The following is an 18,775-nucleotide window of genomic DNA, read 5'->3' as shown; positions in this document are numbered from 1 at the left end:
CCGTGATCTTCATGCCCCTCTGGCAGCGGCTTCTGGTGGTCGCGGCCATCGTGGGCGCCCTCGTGCTGGCGGCGCCCAACCTGTTCTACGACCGCGTGGAGCGGGCCAACGACGCCCGCGCCCAGATCGCGGCGGGAATCACCAGCCCCGAACTCGAGGCCGAGGCCGCCCTGTGGCCGGCCTGGCTGCCCTCGGGGCTCGTCAATCTGGGCCTCGACCTGCGCGGCGGCGCCCATCTCCTCGCGGAGGTGCAGGTCGAGGACGTCTATGAAAGCCGGATGGATGCGCTCTGGCCCGAGGTGCGCGACGCGCTGGCGGCCGAGCGCGAGACCGTGGGCTTCGTCACGCGCGAGCAGATCGTGCCGACCGAACTCTCCGTCCGCATTTCCGAGCCCTCGGGCGTGCCCCGGGCGGTGGAGATCGTGCGCGGCCTCGCCCGGCCGGTGCCCACGCTGACGGGCGGCGGCGCCCCCGACATCGAGGTGACGGCGGACGGCACGCTGCTGACGGTCCGCCTGTCGGAGGCCGAGCGTGCGGCGACCGACGACCGCACCGTGCGACAGGCGCTCGAGATCATCCGCCGCCGCATCGACGAGGTCGGCACGCGCGAGCCCACCATCGTGCGGCAGGGCGCCGACCGCATCCTGGTGCAGGTGCCGGGCGTGGGCAGCGCGCAGGAGGTCAAGGACCTGATCGGCACCACGGCGCAGCTCACCTTCCATCCGGTGATCCAGCGCACGACCGACCCCGCCGCCGATCCGGGTCCCGGCGGGATGCTGGTTCCCGCGCTGGACGAGCCGGGAGTCTTCTATGCGCTCGACCGCACCCCGGTCGTCACGGGCGAGCAGCTCGTGGATGCACAACCCTCCTTCGACCAGAACGGCCGGCCGGCGGTGAACTTCCGCTTCAACCCGCAAGGGGCGCGCGCCTTCGGCGAATACACCGCGCAGAACATCGGGGAGCCCTTCGCGATCGTTCTCGACAACGAGGTGATCTCCGCGCCCGTGATCCAGAGCGCGATCCCCGGCGGGTCCGGCATCATCACGGGCAACTTCACGGTCGAAAGCTCCACCGACCTCGCGGTGCTGCTGCGGGCGGGTGCGCTGCCGGCCGGCCTGACCTTTCTGGAGGAACGCACCGTCGGACCCGAGCTGGGGCAGGATTCGATCGAGGCGGGCCGGACGGCGGCGCTGATCGGCCTGGCCGTCGTCGTGGCCTACATCATCGCCTCCTACGGGCTGTTCGGGGTCATGGCCTCGGCGGCGCTGGCCATCAACATCACCCTGCTCGTGGCGGCCCTGTCGGTGATCGGAGCCACGCTGACCCTGCCCGGCCTGGCCGGGATCGTCCTGACCATCGGCATGGCCGTCGATGCCAACGTCCTGGTCTTCGAGCGCATCCGCGAGGAGCTGCGCCGCGGCGCCGGGCCTGCCCGGGCCATCGACCTCGGCTACCAGAAGGCGATGTCGGCCATCGTGGACGCCAACATCACGACGCTCATCACGGCGGGCGTCCTGTTCTTTCTCGGGGCGGGTCCCGTCCGCGGCTTTGCCGTGACGCTCGGGCTGGGGATCGTCACCTCCGTGTTCACGGCGCTCTTCGTGACGCGGCTCATGGTCTCGGTGTGGTTCAACAGCCGACGGCCCAAGACGGTGGTGGTGTAGCACATGGCCTGGAGACTGAAGGTCGTTCCCGACCAGACCAACATCGACTTCTTCCGCGCCCAGTGGCTGTTCTTCTGGGGCTCCTGGGTGCTGATGGCGGCGGCCATCGCCGTGTGGGCGGTCATGGGCCTGAACTTCGGCGTGGACTTCCAGGGCGGCACGACGATCCGCACGGAATCGTCGCAGCCCGTGGATGTGGGCGCCTACCGGCAGGCGCTGTCGGGGCTCGATCTCGGCGACGTGGCCATCACGCAGGTCTTCGACCCCACCTTCGACGCCGACCAGCACGTGGCGCAGATCCGCATCGGCATCCAGGACGGCGAGGAGGCGGTCAGCGGCGAGGCCATCGCCCGCGCCGAGGCGGCCCTGAGGGCGGTGGACCCGGAGGTGCGCTTCACCTCGGTCGAATCGGTCGGGCCCAAGGTGTCGGGCGAGCTGATCCGCTCGGCGATCATCGCGGTCGTCGCAGCCTCGCTGCTCATCATGGTCTATCTCTGGATGCGCTTCGAGTGGCAATATGCCGTGGGCGGCGTCGTCGCCCTGGTGCACGACGTGATCGTGACCATCGGCATCTTCGCCCTGTTCCAGATCCGGTTCGATCTCACCACCGTGGCCGCGCTGCTGACCATCCTCGGCTATTCGATCAACGACACGGTGGTGGTGTTCGACCGGCTGCGGGAGAACCTGCTCAAGTACAAGACCATGCCCCTGCGCGAGGTCATGAACCTGTCGGTGAACGAGACGCTGAGCCGCACCTTCATGACCTCGGGCACGACGCTGCTGGCGCTGTTCGCCCTGCTGATCTGGGGCGGAGACGTGATCCGAGGATTCGCGCTCGCCATCATCATCGGGGTGCTGCTGGGAACCTATTCCTCGATCTACGTCGCCAAGAACCTGGTGCTCTATCTGGGGCTGCCCCGCGGCGACAAGGCCAAGAAGCCCAGCCGGAACGCCTTTGCGGATATCGACGCCTGAGCCGCCATGCGCCTGACCGAGACGGAGTTCCCCGAAGGCCAGCCGGTGGACGGCTACGGCCCCGGCTTTGTCCGGGTCGGCGGCGTCGTCCATCGGGGACCGGTCCTGGTGCTGCCCTCGGGGGTCGTGCCCTGGGGCGGCTGGGCGGACACGGGGACGCTTCTGGCCGCCGCCGCGGCGCTCGACGTGCTGTTTGTGGGCACGGGCGCCGCCCTCTCGCCGCTGCCCGCCCCGTTCCGCGCGGCGCTGGAGGGGGCGGGCCTCGCCTTCGAGCCGATGGGGACGCCCTCGGCCTGCCGCACCTACAACGTCCTTCTGGCGGAGGGGCGGCGCGTCGGCCTCGCGCTGATCCCGGTGTGACCGCGCCGGTCCTGCGCGCGGTGGCGCTCGCCGTCGCGCGGGGGGGCGTGCCGCTGCTCGAAGGGATCGACTTCGCGCTCCGCCCCGGCGAGGCGCTGGTCCTGCGCGGACCGAACGGGGCGGGAAAGACGTCGCTGCTGCGCTGCCTCGCGGGCCTCGCGCCCCCCCTTGCCGGCCGGATCGAGATGCAACCCGACGCCGCCGCCTACGCAAGCCATGCCGACGGGGTCAAGGCCGCGCTGACGGTCGAGGAGAACCTGCGCTTCTGGGCCGCGCTCCACGACCGGCCCCTGGCCGAGGAGGCGCTCGACGCCTTCGCGCTCCGGCCCCTGCGCCACCGTCGCGGGGCCACGCTCTCGGCCGGTCAGGCGCGGCGGCTGGGGCTCGCGCGGCTCGCCGTTGTCGACCGCCCGGTGCTCCTGCTCGACGAGCCCACCGTCTCGCTCGACGCGGCCTCGGTCGCGCGGCTGGCCGGATGGCTGCGCGAGGCCCATCTTGCGCGCGGCGGTGTCGCGGTGATCGCCACCCACGCGCCGCTGGGGATCGAGGCGCCCGAACTCGACCTGTCCGCCCACCGCGCCGATCCGCGCGCGACCGCGGGCCCGGACGCGGCCTTCCTGTGAGGGCGCTGCTCTTGCGCGACCTGCGGCTTGCGGTGCGGGCCGGCGGGGGGTTCGGTCTCGCGCTCGCCTTCTTCCTGATCGTCGTGGTGCTGGTCCCCTTCGCCGTCGGGCCCGAAGCGGCGGTGCTGGCGCGGATCGGGCCGGGGGTGCTGTGGGTCGCGGCGCTGCTTGCCACGCTCCTGTCGCTCGACCGACTGTTCGCGCTCGACTGGGAGGACGGCGCGCTGCCGCTGCTCGCCACCTCGCCCCTGCCGCTCGAAGGGGTGGCGCTGGTCAAGGCGGCGGCGCACTGGATCACCACGGGCCTTCCCCTTTCGCTCGCCGCGATCCCGCTCGGGGTGCTGCTGCACGGCGAGGGGGCGGCGCTCCTGTGGCTGGCGGGGACGCTGCTTCTGGGCACGCCCGCTCTGTCGGTGATCGGCGCCTTCGGGGCGGCGCTGACCGTGGGGGTGCGGCGGGGGGGGCTCCTGCTGTCGCTGCTCGTGCTGCCCCTCTATGTGCCCACGCTGATCTTCGGGGCCGAGGCGGCGCGGCGCGGGGCCGAGGGGCTGGACGCGACGGTGCCGCTGCTCATGCTGGGAGGCATCAGCGCCGGATCGCTCGCCCTTCTGCCCTTCGCCGCGGGGGCCGTCCTGCGGATCAATCTCCGCTGAGCCCGGTTGAGGCGGACGGCGCGGGGGACTAGAGAAGGTCCATGTCGGTCTGGGACTACGCCAACCCCAAGAAGTTCATCGACACCACGACCCCGCTCATCCCCTGGGTGTCGGGCCTCGCGCTGCTGTGCCTCGCGGTCGGGCTGGCCTGGGGGTTCTTCCTGACGCCCGACGATTTCCGGCAGGGCTCGACCGTCAAGATCATCTTCCTCCACGTGCCGGCGGCGATGATGGCGATCAACGCCTGGATCATGATGCTGGTCGCCTCGCTCGTCTGGCTGATCCGGCGCCACCACGTCTCGGCCCTCGCCGCCAAGGCAGCCGCTCCGGTGGGGATCACCTTCACCCTGATCGCACTCGCGACCGGCGCGCTCTGGGGCCAGCCCATGTGGGGCACCTGGTGGGCCTGGGACCCGCGGCTCACCTCGTTCCTGATCCTGTTCCTGTTCTATCTCGGCTACATCGCCCTGTGGGAGGCGGTCCCCGATCCCGACACGGCCGCGGATCTGACGGGAATGCTCTGCCTCGTGGGCTCGGTCTTCGCGCTCCTGTCGCGCTATGCGGTCAACTTCTGGAACCAGGGGCTGCACCAGGGCGCCACCCTCTCGCTCGACCGGCAGGAGAACATCCACGACGTGTTCTGGATCCCGCTTCTCGTCTGCATCGCGGGTTTCGTGCTCCTGTTCGTCGCGCTCGTGTTCATGCGCACGGGGACGGAGATCCGCCTGCGCCGGATGCGCGCCCTCGAGGCGCGGGCCCGGAGGCTCGAGGCCTGATGCCCGATCTCGGACCCTACGCCTTCGCGGTGCTCGCCTCCTACGCGGTGGCGCTGGCGCTGCTCGCCGCGATCACGGGCTGGAGCTGGTACCGCTGGCGCCGCGTGCGCGCCGAGATGGAGCGGGCGGAGCGCGGCGATGGCTAGGGTCTCTCCCCTCGTGCTCGCGCCGCTCGTGGTGTTCGCCGCGATGGCCGGGCTGTTCGCGGCCGGCATGGCCACGCGCGAGCGGGGTCCGCAGGAGCTGCCCTCGGCCCTGATCGGGCAGGTGGCGCCGCCCCCGGTGCTCGAGGCGCTGCCGGGCCATCCGCCCTTCGATCCGGCCGTCCTGACCGACGGGCGGGTGAAGCTCGTGAACTTCTGGGCCTCGTGGTGCGCGCCCTGCCGCCTCGAGCATCCCGTCCTCGTGGACCTGGCCGGGGAGGGGCTGCCGATCTACGGCATCGCCGTGCGCGACCGGCAGGCCGATTCGCTCGCCTTTCTGGCCGAACTCGGCAATCCCTATGTCGGAGTGGGAGCGGACGCGACGAACCGCGCTGGCGTGGACTGGGGCACCTATGGCGTGCCCGAGACCTTTGTTCTGGCGGGCGACGGGCGCGTGGTGGACCGGATGCCCTTTCCCCTGACCCCGCAGCTGGTCGAGACGCGGCTGCGCCCGGCGCTCGAGCGGGCGGCGGCCGGGGGCTAGAGGCCCGCGCGCAGGTCCGCCACCAGCCGCTCGCGCCGCCGGCGCGTGTCCTCCTCCACCATGCCGGGGATCAGGAAGGCGTCGATCAGCGCCCAGATGCCCCAGGCCAGCAGCAGCACGAACCCTACCGCGACCACCAGCAGGACCCAGCCCAGCACGAACAGCCCCATCTGCGCCACTGCCGTCCCCGGCCGCCCGAGATAGAACCGGTGCGCCCCGAGGCCCGACAGGAAGAGCCACAGGAGATACGCCACCCCCACGGACTTGCGGTCGTTGCCGAGCCGCTGTTCCACCAGCATCATCTGTTCGGTCGTCAACGCCACGGCCGCCCTCCGTCTCCGACCCCCTTCTGCCACGGAATCGTTAAGATCCGGTTAACGGCGCCCCACACGGCGAGAGGGGAGCCCTGCGGCTCCCCCCCTGTGGCCTGCCTGCCGCACCACCTCAGGCGGCGCGGGCAAGGTTGCGCAGCACCGTGTGCAGAACGCCCCCGTTCTCCATGTACTCGACCTCCACGGCCGTATCGACGCGGCAGCGCAGCGGCACCTCCTCGGTCCGGCCGTCGCCGAAGGTGATCCGGGCCGTCACCTCCATGCGGGGGCGCAGGTCGGCGAGTCCCTCGATCGTCACCGTCTCGTCTCCCTTCAGCCCCAGCGTCCGGCGGTTCGTGCCGGGCAGGAACTCGAAGGGCAGGACGCCCATCCCCACGAGGTTCGAGCGGTGGATGCGCTCGAACGATTCGGCGATCACGGCGCGCACACCGAGCAGCGCCGTCCCCTTGGCCGCCCAGTCCCGGCTCGAGCCCGCGCCGTATTCCTGGCCCGCGATCACAACCAGCGGCACGCCGCGTGCCTTCCACGCCATGGCGGCGTCGTAGATCGAGGTCTGCTCGCCGTCGGGGCCGAGCGTGTAGCCCCCCTCGACGCCGGGCAGCATCTCGTTGCGGATGCGGATGTTGGCGAAGGTGCCGCGCATCATCACCTCGTGGTTGCCCCGCCGCGAGCCGTAGGAGTTGAACTCGCGCACCGGGACCTGCCGCTCGAGGAGGTAGCGCCCCGCGGGCGTGGTCTCGCGGAAGGTGCCGGCGGGGCTGATGTGGTCGGTCGTCACCATGTCGCCGAGGATGGCGAGGATGCGCGCGCCCACGACATCCTCGATCCGGCCCTTCTCGCGGCTCATGCCCCGGAAGTAGGGCGGGTTCTGGATGTAGGTCGAGGCGGGCGGCCAGTCATAGGTCTCGCCGCCCTTGACCTCGACTGCCTGCCAGCGGTGGTCGCCCTTGAACACGTCGGCATATTTCTCCTGGAACGCCTCGCGCGTGACGGTGCGCTCGACCAGCTCGGCGATCTCGGCCTGGCTGGGCCAGAGGTCCCTCAGATAGACGGGCTCGCCCCTGGGGGTATGGGCCACGGGGTCGCGCGTGATGTCGATGTTCATGTCGCCCGCCAGCGCATAGACCACCACCAGCGGCGGCGAGGCGAGGTAGTTCGCCCGCACGTCCGGGCTGATGCGCCCCTCGAAGTTGCGGTTGCCCGACAGGACCGAGACGGCGACAAGGTCGTTGTCGTGGATGGCCTTGCTGATCTCGGGCGCGAGCGGGCCCGAATTGCCGATGCAGGTCGTGCAGCCATAGCCCACGAGGTTGAAGCCGATCGCGTCCAGATCGTCCTGGAGCCCCGCCGCCTCGAGATAGGCCGAGACGACCTGGCTTCCGGGCGCGAGCGAGGTCTTGACCCAGGGCTTGCGGCTGAGGCCCAGTTCGCGCGCGCGCCTCGCGACCAGCCCCGCGCCGATCATGACGTAGGGATTGGACGTGTTGGTGCAGGAGGTGATGGAGGCGATCACCACCGAGCCGTCGCGCAGCCTGTAGCCCTGGTTCTCGACCTCGGCCTCCTTGGGCGGGGCCCCCTTGCGGTAGTCCGAGACGACCTTGGCGAAGCCCTGGGCAGCCTCGGTCAGGGGGGTGTGGTCCTGCGGCCGCTTGGGCCCCGAGACGGCCGGCACCACGTCGCCCATGTCGAGATGGAGGGTCGAGGAATAGACGGGCTCGTAATCCGGGCCCCGCCACATCCCGTTGGCCTTGGCATAGGCCTCGACAAGGGCGATGCGCGCCTCGTCGCGGCCCGTCCCGCGCAGGTAGCGCAAGGTCTCGGCGTCGATGGGAAAGAAGCCGCAGGTGGCGCCGTATTCGGGGGCCATGTTGCCGATCGTCGCCCGGTCGGCCAGCGGCAGGTGGTCGAGTCCCTCGCCGTAGAACTCGACGAACTTGCCCACCACGCCATGCGCGCGCAGCATCTGGACGACCTTGAGCACGAGGTCGGTCGCCGTCGTTCCCTCGCGCAGGCGGCCCGTCAGGCGAAAGCCCACCACCTCGGGGATCAGCATGGAGACGGGCTGGCCCAGCATGGCGGCCTCGGCCTCGATGCCGCCCACGCCCCAGCCGAGGACGGCCGCGCCGTTGACCATGGTCGTGTGACTGTCCGTGCCCACCAGCGTGTCGGGATAGGCTACCGTCGCGCCGGTCTGATCCGTGTCGGTCCAGACCACCTGGGCGAGGTATTCGAGGTTGACCTGGTGGCAGATCCCCGTCCCCGGGGGCACCACGCGGAAGTTGCGGAACGCCGTCTGCCCCCACTTGAGGAACTCGTAGCGCTCGATGTTGCGCTCGTATTCGCGGTCCACGTTGATCTGGAAGGCGCGCGGGTTGCCGAACTCGTCGATCATCACCGAATGGTCGATCACGAGGTCCACCGGGGTGAGCGGGTTGATCTTCTGCGGATCGCCCCCCAGCGCCTTGATCCCGTCGCGCATGGCGGCGAGGTCCACGACCGCGGGCACGCCGGTGAAGTCCTGCATCAGGACGCGCGCGGGGCGGTAGTTGATCTCGCGCTCGCTGCGCCCGCCGTTCTCCACCCACTGCCCGAAGGCGCGGATGTCGTCGAGATCGACCGAGAAGCCGCCGTCCTCGAAGCGCAGCAGGTTCTCGAGCACCACCTTGAGCGAGGCGGGCAGCCGGGCGAAGGCGCCGAGGCCGGCTTCCTCGGCCGCGGGGATGGAGTAGTAGGCATAGCTCTGTCCCGCCACGTCGAGGGTCCGGCGGACCCCGGCGGAATCGTGACCGGTCTGGATGGGCATGGGCGGGCTCCTTGCGCTGGCAGGTCGCGTCGGGCCGGACGGCATGGCCGGGCGGCGCGGCGGGTTCGGCGGCGGTATACCATTGCACACCGAAAAGGGAAGGGGGGCGTGGCGCATCTGCCGCAGGACGGCGCGCTCTGCGCAGGCCGGGGCGGCCTCTCAACAAGCCTTGATTGGCACCTGGCAGGCCGCCCGCTTAAGCGGGAGCGACCCCTGGCGACGGACCCGTTCATGCGACTCCTTCCGGCGATGGGCCTGGCAGCCCTTTCGAGCTTCGCGCCGCCCCCGGCCGGAGCGGATTCGCCCCTGCCCGTGGTGGTGGAGCTGTTCACCTCGCAGGGCTGTTCGTCCTGTCCGCCGGCCGATGCGATGATGGCGGAACTGGCCAAGATGGACGGCATCATCGCGCTGTCGCTCCATGTCGATTACTGGGACTATATCGGCTGGCCCGACAGTTTTGCGTCACCCGCCTTCTCGGCACGACAGGAAGCCTATGCCCGCGCGGCCGGCGAGCGGATGGTCTATACGCCGCAGATCATCGTGGGCGGCACCGACCGGCTGGTGGGGGGCGACGCCGTCGCGGTGATGGAGCGGCTCCATGCCCATGGCGGGCGGACCACGCCGGTCGCCCTTCACCTGTCGCGCGAGGGGGGGCGGCTGCGGATCGAGGCCGAGGCGAGGGAGGCCGTGCCGCCCCTCGTCGTCCATGTGGTGCGCTACGATCCCCACGAGGAAGTGGAGATCACCGGGGGCGAGAATGCGGGCCTGACCGTGGCCTACAGCAACATCGTCACCGCCTGGGAGCGGGTCGGCGAATGGGACGGGCGGGCGCCGCTCTCCCTCGAGGTGCCGCTCGACGGCGAGGGGCCGGTGGCCGTGCTGCTGCAGGAGCCCGGCCCCGGGCGCATCCGCGCGGCGGCCCTTCTCGAGGAGTGACGCCTAGACTCCGGCCGGCGGGGGGGCCGCCTTCCAGCGCCGGTGCACCCAGAACCACTGGTCGGGATGGGCGCGGATGCGCGCCTCGAGCCGGCGCGTCGCGTCCGTCATCATGGCAAGCGGGTCGGTGTGCGGGATCGGCGCCTCCACCTCGATCGCGAAGCCCAGCCCGTCGGGCAGACGGATGCCCCAGGCCGGGATCAGCGGCGCCCGGAAGCGCAGCGCGAGATCCGCGGCCGTGGTCGCGGTCCGCGCGGGGCGCCCCAGAAAGGGAATGGCCGGTCCGGCCTCGTCGTGCAGGTCGAACAGGATCGCGGCCACGCCGCCGCGCGCCATGTAGCGCACGAAGCCCAGATTGCCCTTCGCGCTCCGCGCGAAGACCGGACCCGAGACGGCCTCGAGCGTGCGGACATAGTGGCGGTTGAACAGGGGATTGGCCATGTCCTTGTAGAGGCCCGCGATGGAATAGCCCATCCGGGCCAGCACGTGCCGCGGCGCCTCGTAATTGCCGAAATGGCCCGAGACCATGATGACCGGCCGCCGGGCGGCCACGGCCTCGGCGAGGACGGACAGCCCCTCGCCCCTCGCCTCGGTCCGGGCGAGGTGGCGGCGGAACTCGTCGGGCGAATAGTTCTCGATCAGCGTGCGGCCGAAATTGTCGAGGCAGGCGGTCGCGATGGCGCGGCGCTCGGCCTCGGGCCTGTCCGGCCAGACCAGCGCGAGGTTCTCGAGCGCGCGGCGACGATAGCCTGCCAGCGGTCCGGCGACGAGGCGCGCGACCCGGCCCATGAACGGCACCCGGCGCTCGAAGGGCATGGCCCGGGCCGTTGCCACGAGCGCGCGGAACGCGCCGTCCGTGATCCGGTCGAGCGGCGTGGGAGAGCGGGCGCCCTCCGCGGGCGGGGGTTCGGGGCGGGACGCCATGACCCGAGCCATAGGAGCGGGCGGGGCGAAAGCCAAGCGGCTCGGCCCGGACCCGCGGCCGGACCCCCCGGCGCGGTCGGGGCGCTCCGCCGCCGGGGTCCGGCTGGCGGACGGGCGCCCCCGATCCGGCGAGCGGAGGGGCCCGCGTCCGACCCGGCCCCGCAGCGCAGGCCCCGCCCGCAGCGGGCGCGAGGGCGTTCCGGCCCCGGGCGGGCGAGGGGCGGCGGGGGGCCCGGGGGCCACGGGGTTCGCGGGGGGGGACGCCTACTCCTCCTCCTCGTCGGGGGGGCGCAGCGCGATCTCGCCCGCCTCGGCCCGGGCCCGGATGGCGGCGATCAGCTCCGCCTTGGCGGCATCCCCGTCCGCCGCGCGCCAGCGGCCGAGCCCGGCCATCTCCTCGCGGATGGTGTCCGCCAGCCGCTGGGGCAGGGCCCCGAGCAGGAACTCGGCCGCCTCGGCCTCGGGCGGGGGACCGGTCCGCGCGGCGGCGAGCGCGAGCGCCGTGCGGCGTCCCTCCAGCCCGCGCAGCACGCGGGGCACGTCCTCGGCCCGCAGGCGGCGCGGGATGTGCCCGAAGGTGAACAGGGCGCGGCGGACATCCGCGGCGAAGGCGCCGTCCTCCGCCTCCAGCCCATCGAGCAGCGCCTCGCGAGAGGCGGCGGGCGCGGCGTTCAGGATGGAGCCCAGGCGCACGCCGGGCGGGGCGGCAAAGGCCGCGGCGGAGGGGGTCGCATGCTCCGCCGCCAGCGTGGCGCCCAGCCGGGCCACCGCATCGGGTGCCACCCGTGCCGTGCGGCCGATCGCATGGGCGATGCGGCGCGCGCGCTCTCCGGGGATCAGGGCCAGCGCCGCGGAGGCGCCGGCCGGCGGAAGCCGCGACAGGGCGATGGCCGCCACCTCCACCGCCTCGCCCGTCAGGGCGCGCGCCAGATCCGCAGGGGGGAGGGCCGCCAGCGCCCCCCACGGGTCCGGCGCGGCGCCCGAAGGCTCGCCCCGCAGGCGGCGGGCCGCGCCCTGGCTGATCGCGTCGCCCAGAGCGGCGATCGCCGCCTCCGCCCCGCGCGGGGCGGCAAGCCCAATCCCGTCCAGCCGGTCCGCGAACTCGGCCAGGACGGCATCGAGCTCCCCGCGATCCACCACGCCTAGCGCCGCCACTGCCCGCGCGAGGGCAACCTGCGCCTCCTCGCTCAGGGCGTCGAGCGGCAGCCGGCGCCCGTCCCCCGCGAGGAACTGGACCACGATCGCCGCCTTGCGCAACGGGGGGATCGCGTCGGGGCAGGGGGCGGCGGAAGAAGGGGCCATCGCGAATCGTCCGGGGTGGAGCCCCGCCAGATTCGCCGCCGGAGGTTGAGATCGGGTTAAGGCGCCCCGGCCGGAACCGGTCTCAGCCCGTCACGACCGGCACGCAGGTGGCAGTCTGCGGGTCCCAGACGGTCCCCTCGGCGCAGGTCATGGCCTGTTCCTGGCCGCGGGTGCAGCCGGCGGCCCAGGCGGACAGGGGCGCCATGCTGAGAAGGAGGACAAAGGCCACGCGCTTCATCGGACGGTCTCCCGGCTTGTGACGCAACGGAACCTAGCATGGCGGTCCCGTTCGCCAAACGGCCGGCCCATCACGGAGCGGTGATGTCCTCGGGGCTGCAACCATGACGGCGCATCAGTCGTTGCCCCCGGGCCGGGACGGGGGATATGCTCACATGCGAAACAAGGCACGGCCGATGAGCTTGGAACGGTTCGAAACGAGCGGAAGGCACGACGCTCCCCTCGGGACGGCGCCGGGCGGGTCCGGTGCGGACATCGCCGCCCTCGCACCGGGCGGGCATTACCTGGCCTACCGCGTGGGCTTTGCCCTGCCGATGGAGGAGGTGATCGCCCTTCCGGCGGAGTGGGTCTCCGTCTACACGCGGCGGGGCTACATGCTCCACGATCCGGTCATGCGCTGGGCCTTCGCGACGCAGGGCACCATCCGCTGGAGCGATCTGCGCGACGAGGATCCCCACGGCCTTCTGGCCGAGGCCGCCTCTTTCGGCCTGCGCTTCGGGGCCGCCGTCTCCGTGCTCGATCCGGCCACGGGCGAGCGCAGCATCGGCAGCTTCGTCCGGCCCGACCGGGAATTCCGCGACGTCGAGATCCTGGCGCTGGAGGTTGCGGTCCAGACCCGCCATGCGGCCCTGCGGCCGCCCGTCAACATCACCCCCGCCGAGGTGGAGGCGCTGCGCCTCGTCCGCTCGGGCCAGCGGCTCAAGCAGATCGCCTGGCAGCTCGGCGTCTCGGAAGGGGCGATCAAGCAGCGCCTGCGCAGCGCCCGCGTCAAGCTCGAGGCCAAGACCGGCCCCGAGGCGATCTCGCGCGCCGCCGCGCTCCGGCTGATCTGACGCGCTCAGGCGTCGGCGCTGCCGAAGACCCGTTCGAAGATCGTGTCCACATGGCGCAGATGGTGGCCGAGGTCGAACAGCGCCTCCACCCCGTCGCGGCCCAGCGCGCCCGCGACCTCCGGATCGGCGAGCAGCAGGGCCTTGAAGTCCGCCTCCCCCTCCCAGGCGCGCATGGCATTGCGCTGGACCGCCGCATAGGCGTCCTCGCGCGTCAGCCCGGCCTGCGTGAGCGCGAGCAGAACCCGCTGGCTGTGGACGAGCCCGCGGAAGCGTTCCAGATTGGCCTGCATCCGTTCGGGATAGACGACCAGCTTCTCGATGACGCCGGCCAGACGGTGCAGCGCGAAGTCGAGATGGATGGTCGCATCCGGCGCGATGCCCCGCTCGACCGAGGAATGGCTGATGTCGCGCTCGTGCCAGAGCGCCACGTTCTCGAGCGCGGGCACCACCGCCGAACGGATCAGCCGGGCGAGCCCCGTGAGATTCTCGGTCAGGACCGGGTTGCGCTTGTGCGGCATGGCCGAGGAGCCCTTCTGGCCGGGCGCGAAGTATTCCTCCGCCTCCATCACCTCGCTGCGCTGCATGTGTCGGATCTCGGTGGCGACGTTCTCGATCCCCGAGGCGATGACGCCCAGCGTGGCGAAGAACATCGCGTGCCGGTCGCGCGGGATGACCTGCGTGCTGATCGGCTCGGGCCGCAGGCCCATCCGTTCGCAGACATGGGCCTCCACCGCGGGGTCGATGCTGGCGAAGGTGCCCACGGGGCCGGAGATGGCGCCCGTCGCCACCTCCTCGCGCGCGGCGCGCAGGCGGGCGCGGTTGCGGTCCATCTCGGCGTAGAAGCGCGCAAAGGTGAGGCCCAGCGTCGTGGGTTCCGCATGGATGCCGTGGCTGCGGCCGATGCGGGGCGTGAGCCTGTGCTCGAAGGCGCGGGTCTTCAGCGCGGCACAGACCCGGTCGAGCCCCCCCATCAGCAGGTCCGCGGCGCGGCAGAGCTGGACGTTGAGCGCCGTGTCGAGCACGTCCGACGAGGTCATCCCCTGATGGACGAAGCGCGCCTCCTCCACCCCCACGATCTCGCCCAGATGGGTGAGAAAGGCGATGACGTCATGCTTCGTGACCGCCTCGATGGCGTCGATGCGGGCCACGTCGAATTCGGCGTCGCGGGCCTTCCAGACGGCCTCGGCGGCTTCCTTGGGGATGACGCCGAGGGCGGCCTGGGCGTCGCAGGCATGGGCCTCGATCTCCCACCAGATGCGGAAGCGCGTCCGGGGCTCCCAGATCGCGACCATCTCGGGGCGGGCATAGCGGGGGATCATGGGCGCGCTCCGTCCTGGGGGGGCCGGGCACCCCTAGGGCGCGCGCGGCGGACGGGCAAGACCCCGCTGGCCGACGGAGTCCGGCCGCGCTAGGGCAGGGGCCATGCTCGCGGCCGAGGACTTCCTGCGCCCCTGGCGTCTTGAACGCCGGCTCGACGACCGCCTGGCCGGCCGGACGGGGCGGCTCGAGGGAGTCCTGCGGGTCCTGGCGGAACCGGATGGCCTGCGGCTCGAGGAGGAGGGGTGGCTGCACTGGGGCGATGGGCCGCCGCTGCCGGCCCGGGCGGCCTGGCTCTGGCGGTGGGAGGGCGGAGAGGTCGCGGTCGCCTTTGCCGATGGCAGGGCGTTTCACCGCTTCCGCCCCGCGGGCCTGGTCCGCGGCACGGAGCATTGCTGCGGGGCCGACCTCTACCGCGTGCGCTACGACTTCCGCGCCTGGCCGGTCTGGCGGACCGAATGGACGGCGCATGGCCCCCGCAAGGACTACCGGCTGGAGAGCGTCCACCGCCCCGCCTGACGCTTGCGCAGGTCGGGGTCCTGCGGCAAACCCGGTCCACCGGAACAAGGGAGACCCAGATGGCCCAGAACATGACGGCTCGGCCCGTCCTGGCCGAGATCGGCGCCGCCGAGGCGGGCGCGCTCCGCCTGGCGCGGCAGGCGATGCTGGTGGCGGTGGGCGTGGCGCTGCTGACGGCGGCGGCCAAGCTCAAGCTGCCGCTGCCGCCCTCGCCCGTGCCGATCAGCATGGGCACCTTCGCCGTGCTGGGGATCGGCGCGGCCTACGGGCCGCGGCTCGGGCTGGTGACGATCCTCGCCTATATGGCGCTCGGCGCGCTGGGTGCGGACGTGTTCGCCAACTCGTCGGCCACGAACAGCGGCCTGGCCTACATGATGGGCGGGACCGGGGGCTACCTGCTGGGCTATGTGCTGGCCACCGTGGCGCTGGGCCTTCTCGCGCGGCGCGGCTGGGACCGGTCGGTGGCCTGGATGGCGCTCGCCATGCTGATCGGCAACGTCATCATCTACGTCCCCGGCCTCGTGTGGCTGCACGGCATCGTCGCGGGCGGCGCCTTCCAGCCCGACGCCTTTGCCACGCCGCTCGCCCAGACGCTGGCCTGGGGGCTCTGGCCCTTCCTCGTGGGCGACGCGCTCAAGCTCGCGCTCGCGGCGCTGCTCCTGCCGCTCGCCTGGCGGATCGTGGGCGACGCGCGCGCCTGACGGGTTGCGGGCGCGCGTCCCGCGCAGGGCGCGCGCCCGTCAGAGCGACGGCAGGAGGGTGCTGACGATGCCGGGGCCGCCCAGGCCCTCGAGGGCGACCATTCCGATCCCGCACAGCGCCAGCATCCGCCCGCTGCGATAGACGTCGCCGCCGCGGACGAGGCCGTAGGTCATCATCGCTGCGCCGACCGGCAGCGCCACGACCATCAACGTGGCATCCATCATGTGACCGGCCAGCCGTAGGGGTGCCGAGGGTCGGTTGTCCGCCCGCAAGGCGGCCAGCGTCTCGCGCACCTCGGCCGCCTCGAGCCAGCCCGACCGCAGGGGGGGCGGCGCCGTCTCTCCGCCGGCGCCGGCATCCGCCTCGGGCGACGGGGGTTCGCGGCCCTCGCGCCGGGCCTGGTCGGCGGCCGCGCGGGAGGCAAGGCGCCGCTCCAGCCGCGCGAGGATCGGCTCCACATCGGCCGGCTCGCGCAGGCGGCGCGCCCGGTTGCTGCGTTCCCTGGTCTTGCGGCGCGTCCGCTCGCTCTCCTCGGCGTCGAGCCGCTGGGCGAGGGCATCGTTCAGCCGGTCGAACAGGTCGGAAGTGGCAATCTCCGGGCTGTCGGTCCAGATCGTCTCGGCCGGGGGGAACCGCTCGGCGATCCGCCCGGCGATCAGCCGCGCCAGCACGGCCTGCCGCTGGGCCAGGCGGGTGTCGCCCCCGCGATCGTCCAGGCCGAAGCCCGTCGTCACGGTGATTGCCGCGCCCTTGCAGCGGCCCAGATCCTCGGCCAGCGACAGCGCCACGCGCGAGCCGCCGACATCGATGATGGCGACGTCGTCGTGATCCCAGGCGAGGGCGCGGTCCTGGACGCCGCAGCCCGACAGGGCGGCGTGCAGGTCCGAGACGAGGCGGGCGAAGTTCAGACGCGGGGGCTCGGGATAGACGAGCTGCCCGATCGTCGTGCGCGGCAGGGGCATGTCGGTCATCGCGGGTCTCCATCGGGGGGCGGCGCACCCTCGGGTGGCCGACAGGTCCTGTCTGGAGGGCGGATGAGGCGCGGATTCGGAGCATTTGGGGAAAGTTGTTGTTTTCGGGGCGACCCCTTGCCCCGTTTCCGTCGCAATGACAGTGCCCCGGTCCTGCTCCGGGCTGCGTCCCGCGGGACGGATGGCCTCGACCGGGAGTTGCAGGCGCGCTCGCCTCCGCGGCGAGAGGCGCACGGTCCCGGAAACGGCAAGGGGCGCCCGGAGGCGCCCCCGTCCTGCCCGGCCGGACCGGATCAGCAGGAATAGTAGAGCTTGTACTCGACCGGATGGGGCGTGTGCTCGAAGGCGTACACCTCCTCCCACTTGAGCGCCATGTAGCCCTCGAGCTGGTCGCGCGTGAACACGTCCCCCGCGAGCAGGAAATCGTGGTCCTTCTCCAGCTCCTGCAGCGCCTCGCGCAGGGAGCCGCAGACCGTCGGGATCGAGGCCAGCTCCTCGGGCGGCAGGTCGTAGAGGTCCTTGTCCGAGGACGGGCCGGGATCGATCCGGTTCTTGATCCCGTCGAGCCCCGCCATCAGGAGCGCCGCGAAGGCCAGATAGGGGTTGGCCGAGGGGTCGGGGAAACGCGCCTCGATCCGCTTGGCCTTGGGGCTCTCGGTCCAGGGGATCCGCACGCAGCCCGAGCGGTTGCGGGCCGAATAGGCGCGCAGGACGGGGGCCTCGAAGCCGGGGATCAGCCGCTTGTAGCTGTTGGTGCCCGGATTCGTGATCGCGTTCAGGGCCTTGGCGTGCTTGAGGATGCCGCCGATGTACCACAGCGCCTCCTGGGAGAGGTCGGCATACTTGTCGCCTGCGAAGAGCGGCTTGCCGTCCTTCCAGATCGACTGGTTGACATGCATCCCCGATCCGTTGTCGCCCGCGATGGGCTTGGGCATGAAGGTCGCGGTCTTGCCGTAGGCCTGGGCGACGTTGTGGATGACGTACTTGTACTTCTGGATCGCGTCGGCCTGCTTGGTCAGCGTGTCGAAGATCAGGCCCAGCTCGTGCTGCGTGGAGGCGACCTCGTGGTGGTGCTTGTCCACGCGCATGCCCATCCGCTTCATGGTGGACAGCATCTCCGAGCGCAGGTCCTGCCCGTCATCGATGGGCGGCACCGGGAAATAGCCGCCCTTGACGCCCGGACGGTGGCCCATGTTGCCCGACTCGAACTCGGCATCCGTGTTCCAGGAGGCGTCCACCCCGTCCACCTCGAAGGCGACCTTGTTCATGGTCACGGCGAAGCGGACGTTGTCGAAGATGAAGAATTCGGCCTCGGGCCCGAAATAGGCCGCATCCCCGATGCCCGATTCGCGCAGATAGGCCTCGGCCTTGACGGCGGTCGAGCGGGGATCGCGGCTGTAGGGCTCGCCGGTGTCGGGCTCGACCACGTTGCAGTGCACGCAGACGGTCTTTTCGGCGAAGAACGGGTCCACATAGGCCGATTCGGCGTCGGGCAGCAGCTTCATGTCCGACTGGTCGATGCTCTTCCATCCGGCGATGGAGGAGCCGTCGAACATGAAGCCCTCCTCGACGAAGTCGGCATCGACCAGCTCGGCCAGGACGGTGACGTGCTGGAGCTTGCCGCGCGGGTCGGTGAAGCGGATGTCGACATATTCGGCCTCTTCCGAGGCGATGAGGTCGAGAAGGGTGCTGGCCATGATGTTCCCTTGTGGTCCTTCTGCTGCGGGGCGGGCGGCCCGCCCCCTGATCGTCTCCGGCGGTCCGCGCTCAGATCGCGTCGTCGCCGGTCTCTCCCGTGCGGATGCGGATCGCCTGCTCGACCGGCATGACGAAGATCTTGCCGTCGCCGATCTTGTCGGTGCGCGCCGCCCGCACGATGGCGTCGACGGCGCGCTCCACCTGGTCGTCGGGCAGCACGACCTCGATCTTCACCTTGGGCAGGAAGTCCACGACGTATTCCGCCCCGCGGTAAAGCTCCGTGTGGCCCTTCTGGCGGCCGAAGCCCTTCACCTCGACGACCGACAGGCCCTGCACCCCCACCTCCTGAAGCGCCTCCTTCACCTCGTCGAGCTTGAACGGCTTGATGATCGCCTCGATCTTCTTCATCGGCGCCTCCTGTCCCCGAGGCGGTATGGGATCGGCGGAGGGGAGGGGCAATCCG

General features: G+C 71.7%; 21 protein-coding genes. 12 read left to right on the top strand and 9 right to left on the bottom strand.

Translation table 11 applies throughout. The annotated features are described in order from the left end of the window. Positions 1-2 precede the first annotated feature (2 nt). From secD to GT358_RS01860, 8 genes are read left to right on the top strand one after another with little or no spacing between them, the layout of a single operon-like run. Entirely contained in the window at positions 3-1,664 is a 1,662-nt protein-coding gene (secD, locus tag GT358_RS01895) for a protein translocase subunit SecD (RefSeq protein ID WP_166580863.1), read from the top strand. Positions 1,665-1,667: 3 nt separating this feature from the next. Beyond that, entirely contained in the window at positions 1,668-2,639 is a 972-nt protein-coding gene (gene secF / locus GT358_RS01890) for a protein translocase subunit SecF (protein WP_166580862.1), read from the top strand. Positions 2,640-2,645: 6 nt separating this feature from the next. Further along, positions 2,646-2,999 carry an Mth938-like domain-containing protein gene (locus tag GT358_RS01885; protein WP_166580861.1) on the top strand — a complete coding sequence of 118 codons (354 nt, stop codon included), beginning with the start codon at positions 2,646-2,648 and terminating at the stop codon, positions 2,997-2,999. Then, complete coding sequence (gene ccmA / locus GT358_RS01880) at positions 2,996-3,622, top strand: heme ABC exporter ATP-binding protein CcmA (RefSeq protein WP_371416193.1); 627 nt, start codon at positions 2,996-2,998, stop codon at positions 3,620-3,622. Before GT358_RS01885 ends, ccmA begins: the two co-directional genes overlap by 4 nt. Continuing rightward, on the top strand, positions 3,619-4,275 hold the full coding sequence (gene ccmB / locus GT358_RS01875; RefSeq protein WP_166580860.1) for a heme exporter protein CcmB: 657 nt from the start codon (positions 3,619-3,621) through the stop codon (positions 4,273-4,275). The genes ccmA and ccmB overlap by 4 nt, the downstream gene beginning before the upstream one ends. Positions 4,276-4,316: 41 nt before the next feature. Continuing rightward, positions 4,317-5,051, top strand: coding sequence for a heme ABC transporter permease (locus GT358_RS01870; protein ID WP_166580859.1), 735 nt, complete (start codon positions 4,317-4,319; stop codon positions 5,049-5,051). Next, the gene (ccmD, locus tag GT358_RS01865; protein ID WP_371416192.1) at positions 5,051-5,197 is read left to right on the top strand and encodes a heme exporter protein CcmD; all 147 of its coding nucleotides are present in this window, start codon (positions 5,051-5,053) and stop codon (positions 5,195-5,197) included. Before GT358_RS01870 ends, ccmD begins: the two co-directional genes overlap by 1 nt. Then, the gene (locus tag GT358_RS01860) at positions 5,190-5,738 is read left to right on the top strand and encodes a DsbE family thiol:disulfide interchange protein (protein WP_166580858.1); all 549 of its coding nucleotides are present in this window, start codon (positions 5,190-5,192) and stop codon (positions 5,736-5,738) included. Before ccmD ends, GT358_RS01860 begins: the two co-directional genes overlap by 8 nt. On the opposite strand, the gene GT358_RS01855 is transcribed toward GT358_RS01860, so the two are convergent. Then, complete coding sequence (locus tag GT358_RS01855) at positions 5,735-6,061, bottom strand: TM2 domain-containing protein (RefSeq protein WP_371416191.1); 327 nt, start codon at positions 6,059-6,061, stop codon at positions 5,735-5,737. The genes GT358_RS01860 and GT358_RS01855 overlap by 4 nt on opposite strands. A gap of 121 nt (positions 6,062-6,182) precedes the next feature. After that, on the bottom strand, positions 6,183-8,873 hold the full coding sequence (acnA, locus tag GT358_RS01850) for an aconitate hydratase AcnA (RefSeq protein WP_166580857.1): 2,691 nt from the start codon (positions 8,871-8,873) through the stop codon (positions 6,183-6,185). Between the two features lie 231 nt (positions 8,874-9,104). On the opposite strand from acnA, the gene GT358_RS01845 reads away from it, so the two are divergent. Further along, entirely contained in the window at positions 9,105-9,809 is a 705-nt protein-coding gene (locus GT358_RS01845) for a thioredoxin family protein (protein WP_166580856.1), read from the top strand. Between the two features lie 3 nt (positions 9,810-9,812). Here the strand turns inward: GT358_RS01845 and GT358_RS01840 are convergent, their stop codons facing one another. From GT358_RS01840 to GT358_RS01830, 3 genes are all read right to left on the bottom strand, one after another. Continuing rightward, a complete protein-coding gene (locus GT358_RS01840; RefSeq protein ID WP_166580855.1) occupies positions 9,813-10,733 on the bottom strand; it encodes a lysophospholipid acyltransferase family protein in 921 nt (306 codons plus the stop codon). A gap of 264 nt (positions 10,734-10,997) precedes the next feature. Next, positions 10,998-12,035: a FliG C-terminal domain-containing protein gene (locus GT358_RS01835; protein ID WP_166580854.1), complete on the bottom strand. Its 1,038-nt coding sequence runs from the start codon at positions 12,033-12,035 to the stop codon at positions 10,998-11,000. 82 nt (positions 12,036-12,117) lie between these two features. Next, positions 12,118-12,273, bottom strand: coding sequence for a carbohydrate-binding module family 14 protein (locus GT358_RS01830; protein WP_166580853.1), 156 nt, complete (start codon positions 12,271-12,273; stop codon positions 12,118-12,120). Positions 12,274-12,427: 154 nt separating this feature from the next. On the opposite strand from GT358_RS01830, the gene GT358_RS01825 reads away from it, so the two are divergent. Continuing rightward, positions 12,428-13,105 (top strand): LuxR family transcriptional regulator, encoded by a 678-nt coding sequence (locus GT358_RS01825; RefSeq protein ID WP_243730642.1) that lies wholly within the window; start codon positions 12,428-12,430, stop codon positions 13,103-13,105. A gap of 5 nt (positions 13,106-13,110) precedes the next feature. On the opposite strand, the gene purB is transcribed toward GT358_RS01825, so the two are convergent. Continuing rightward, positions 13,111-14,424 carry an adenylosuccinate lyase gene (purB, locus tag GT358_RS01820; RefSeq protein ID WP_166580852.1) on the bottom strand — a complete coding sequence of 438 codons (1,314 nt, stop codon included), beginning with the start codon at positions 14,422-14,424 and terminating at the stop codon, positions 13,111-13,113. A gap of 103 nt (positions 14,425-14,527) precedes the next feature. Here purB and GT358_RS01815 point away from each other — a divergent pair, with 103 nt between their 5' ends. Further along, positions 14,528-14,941 carry a DUF6314 family protein gene (locus tag GT358_RS01815; RefSeq protein ID WP_166580851.1) on the top strand — a complete coding sequence of 138 codons (414 nt, stop codon included), beginning with the start codon at positions 14,528-14,530 and terminating at the stop codon, positions 14,939-14,941. 59 nt (positions 14,942-15,000) lie between these two features. Next, positions 15,001-15,642 carry a biotin transporter BioY gene (locus tag GT358_RS01810; RefSeq protein WP_166580850.1) on the top strand — a complete coding sequence of 214 codons (642 nt, stop codon included), beginning with the start codon at positions 15,001-15,003 and terminating at the stop codon, positions 15,640-15,642. Positions 15,643-15,681: 39 nt separating this feature from the next. On the opposite strand, the gene GT358_RS01805 is transcribed toward GT358_RS01810, so the two are convergent. The 3 genes from GT358_RS01805 to GT358_RS01795 form a co-directional block, all read right to left on the bottom strand. Beyond that, positions 15,682-16,614, bottom strand: coding sequence for a hypothetical protein (locus GT358_RS01805; RefSeq protein ID WP_166580849.1), 933 nt, complete (start codon positions 16,612-16,614; stop codon positions 15,682-15,684). Positions 16,615-16,907: 293 nt separating this feature from the next. Beyond that, entirely contained in the window at positions 16,908-18,311 is a 1,404-nt protein-coding gene (gene glnA, locus GT358_RS01800) for a type I glutamate--ammonia ligase (protein WP_166580848.1), read from the bottom strand. Positions 18,312-18,381: 70 nt separating this feature from the next. Continuing rightward, positions 18,382-18,720, bottom strand: coding sequence for a P-II family nitrogen regulator (locus GT358_RS01795; RefSeq protein ID WP_166580847.1), 339 nt, complete (start codon positions 18,718-18,720; stop codon positions 18,382-18,384). Between the last annotated feature and the right edge of the window lie 55 nt (positions 18,721-18,775).

It is taken from the genome of Rubellimicrobium sp. CFH 75288, assembly GCF_009904055.1.
In the GTDB taxonomy this organism is placed as follows: domain Bacteria; phylum Pseudomonadota; class Alphaproteobacteria; order Rhodobacterales; family Rhodobacteraceae; genus Rubellimicrobium.
This window is presented reverse-complemented; position numbering and strand designations above follow the sequence as displayed.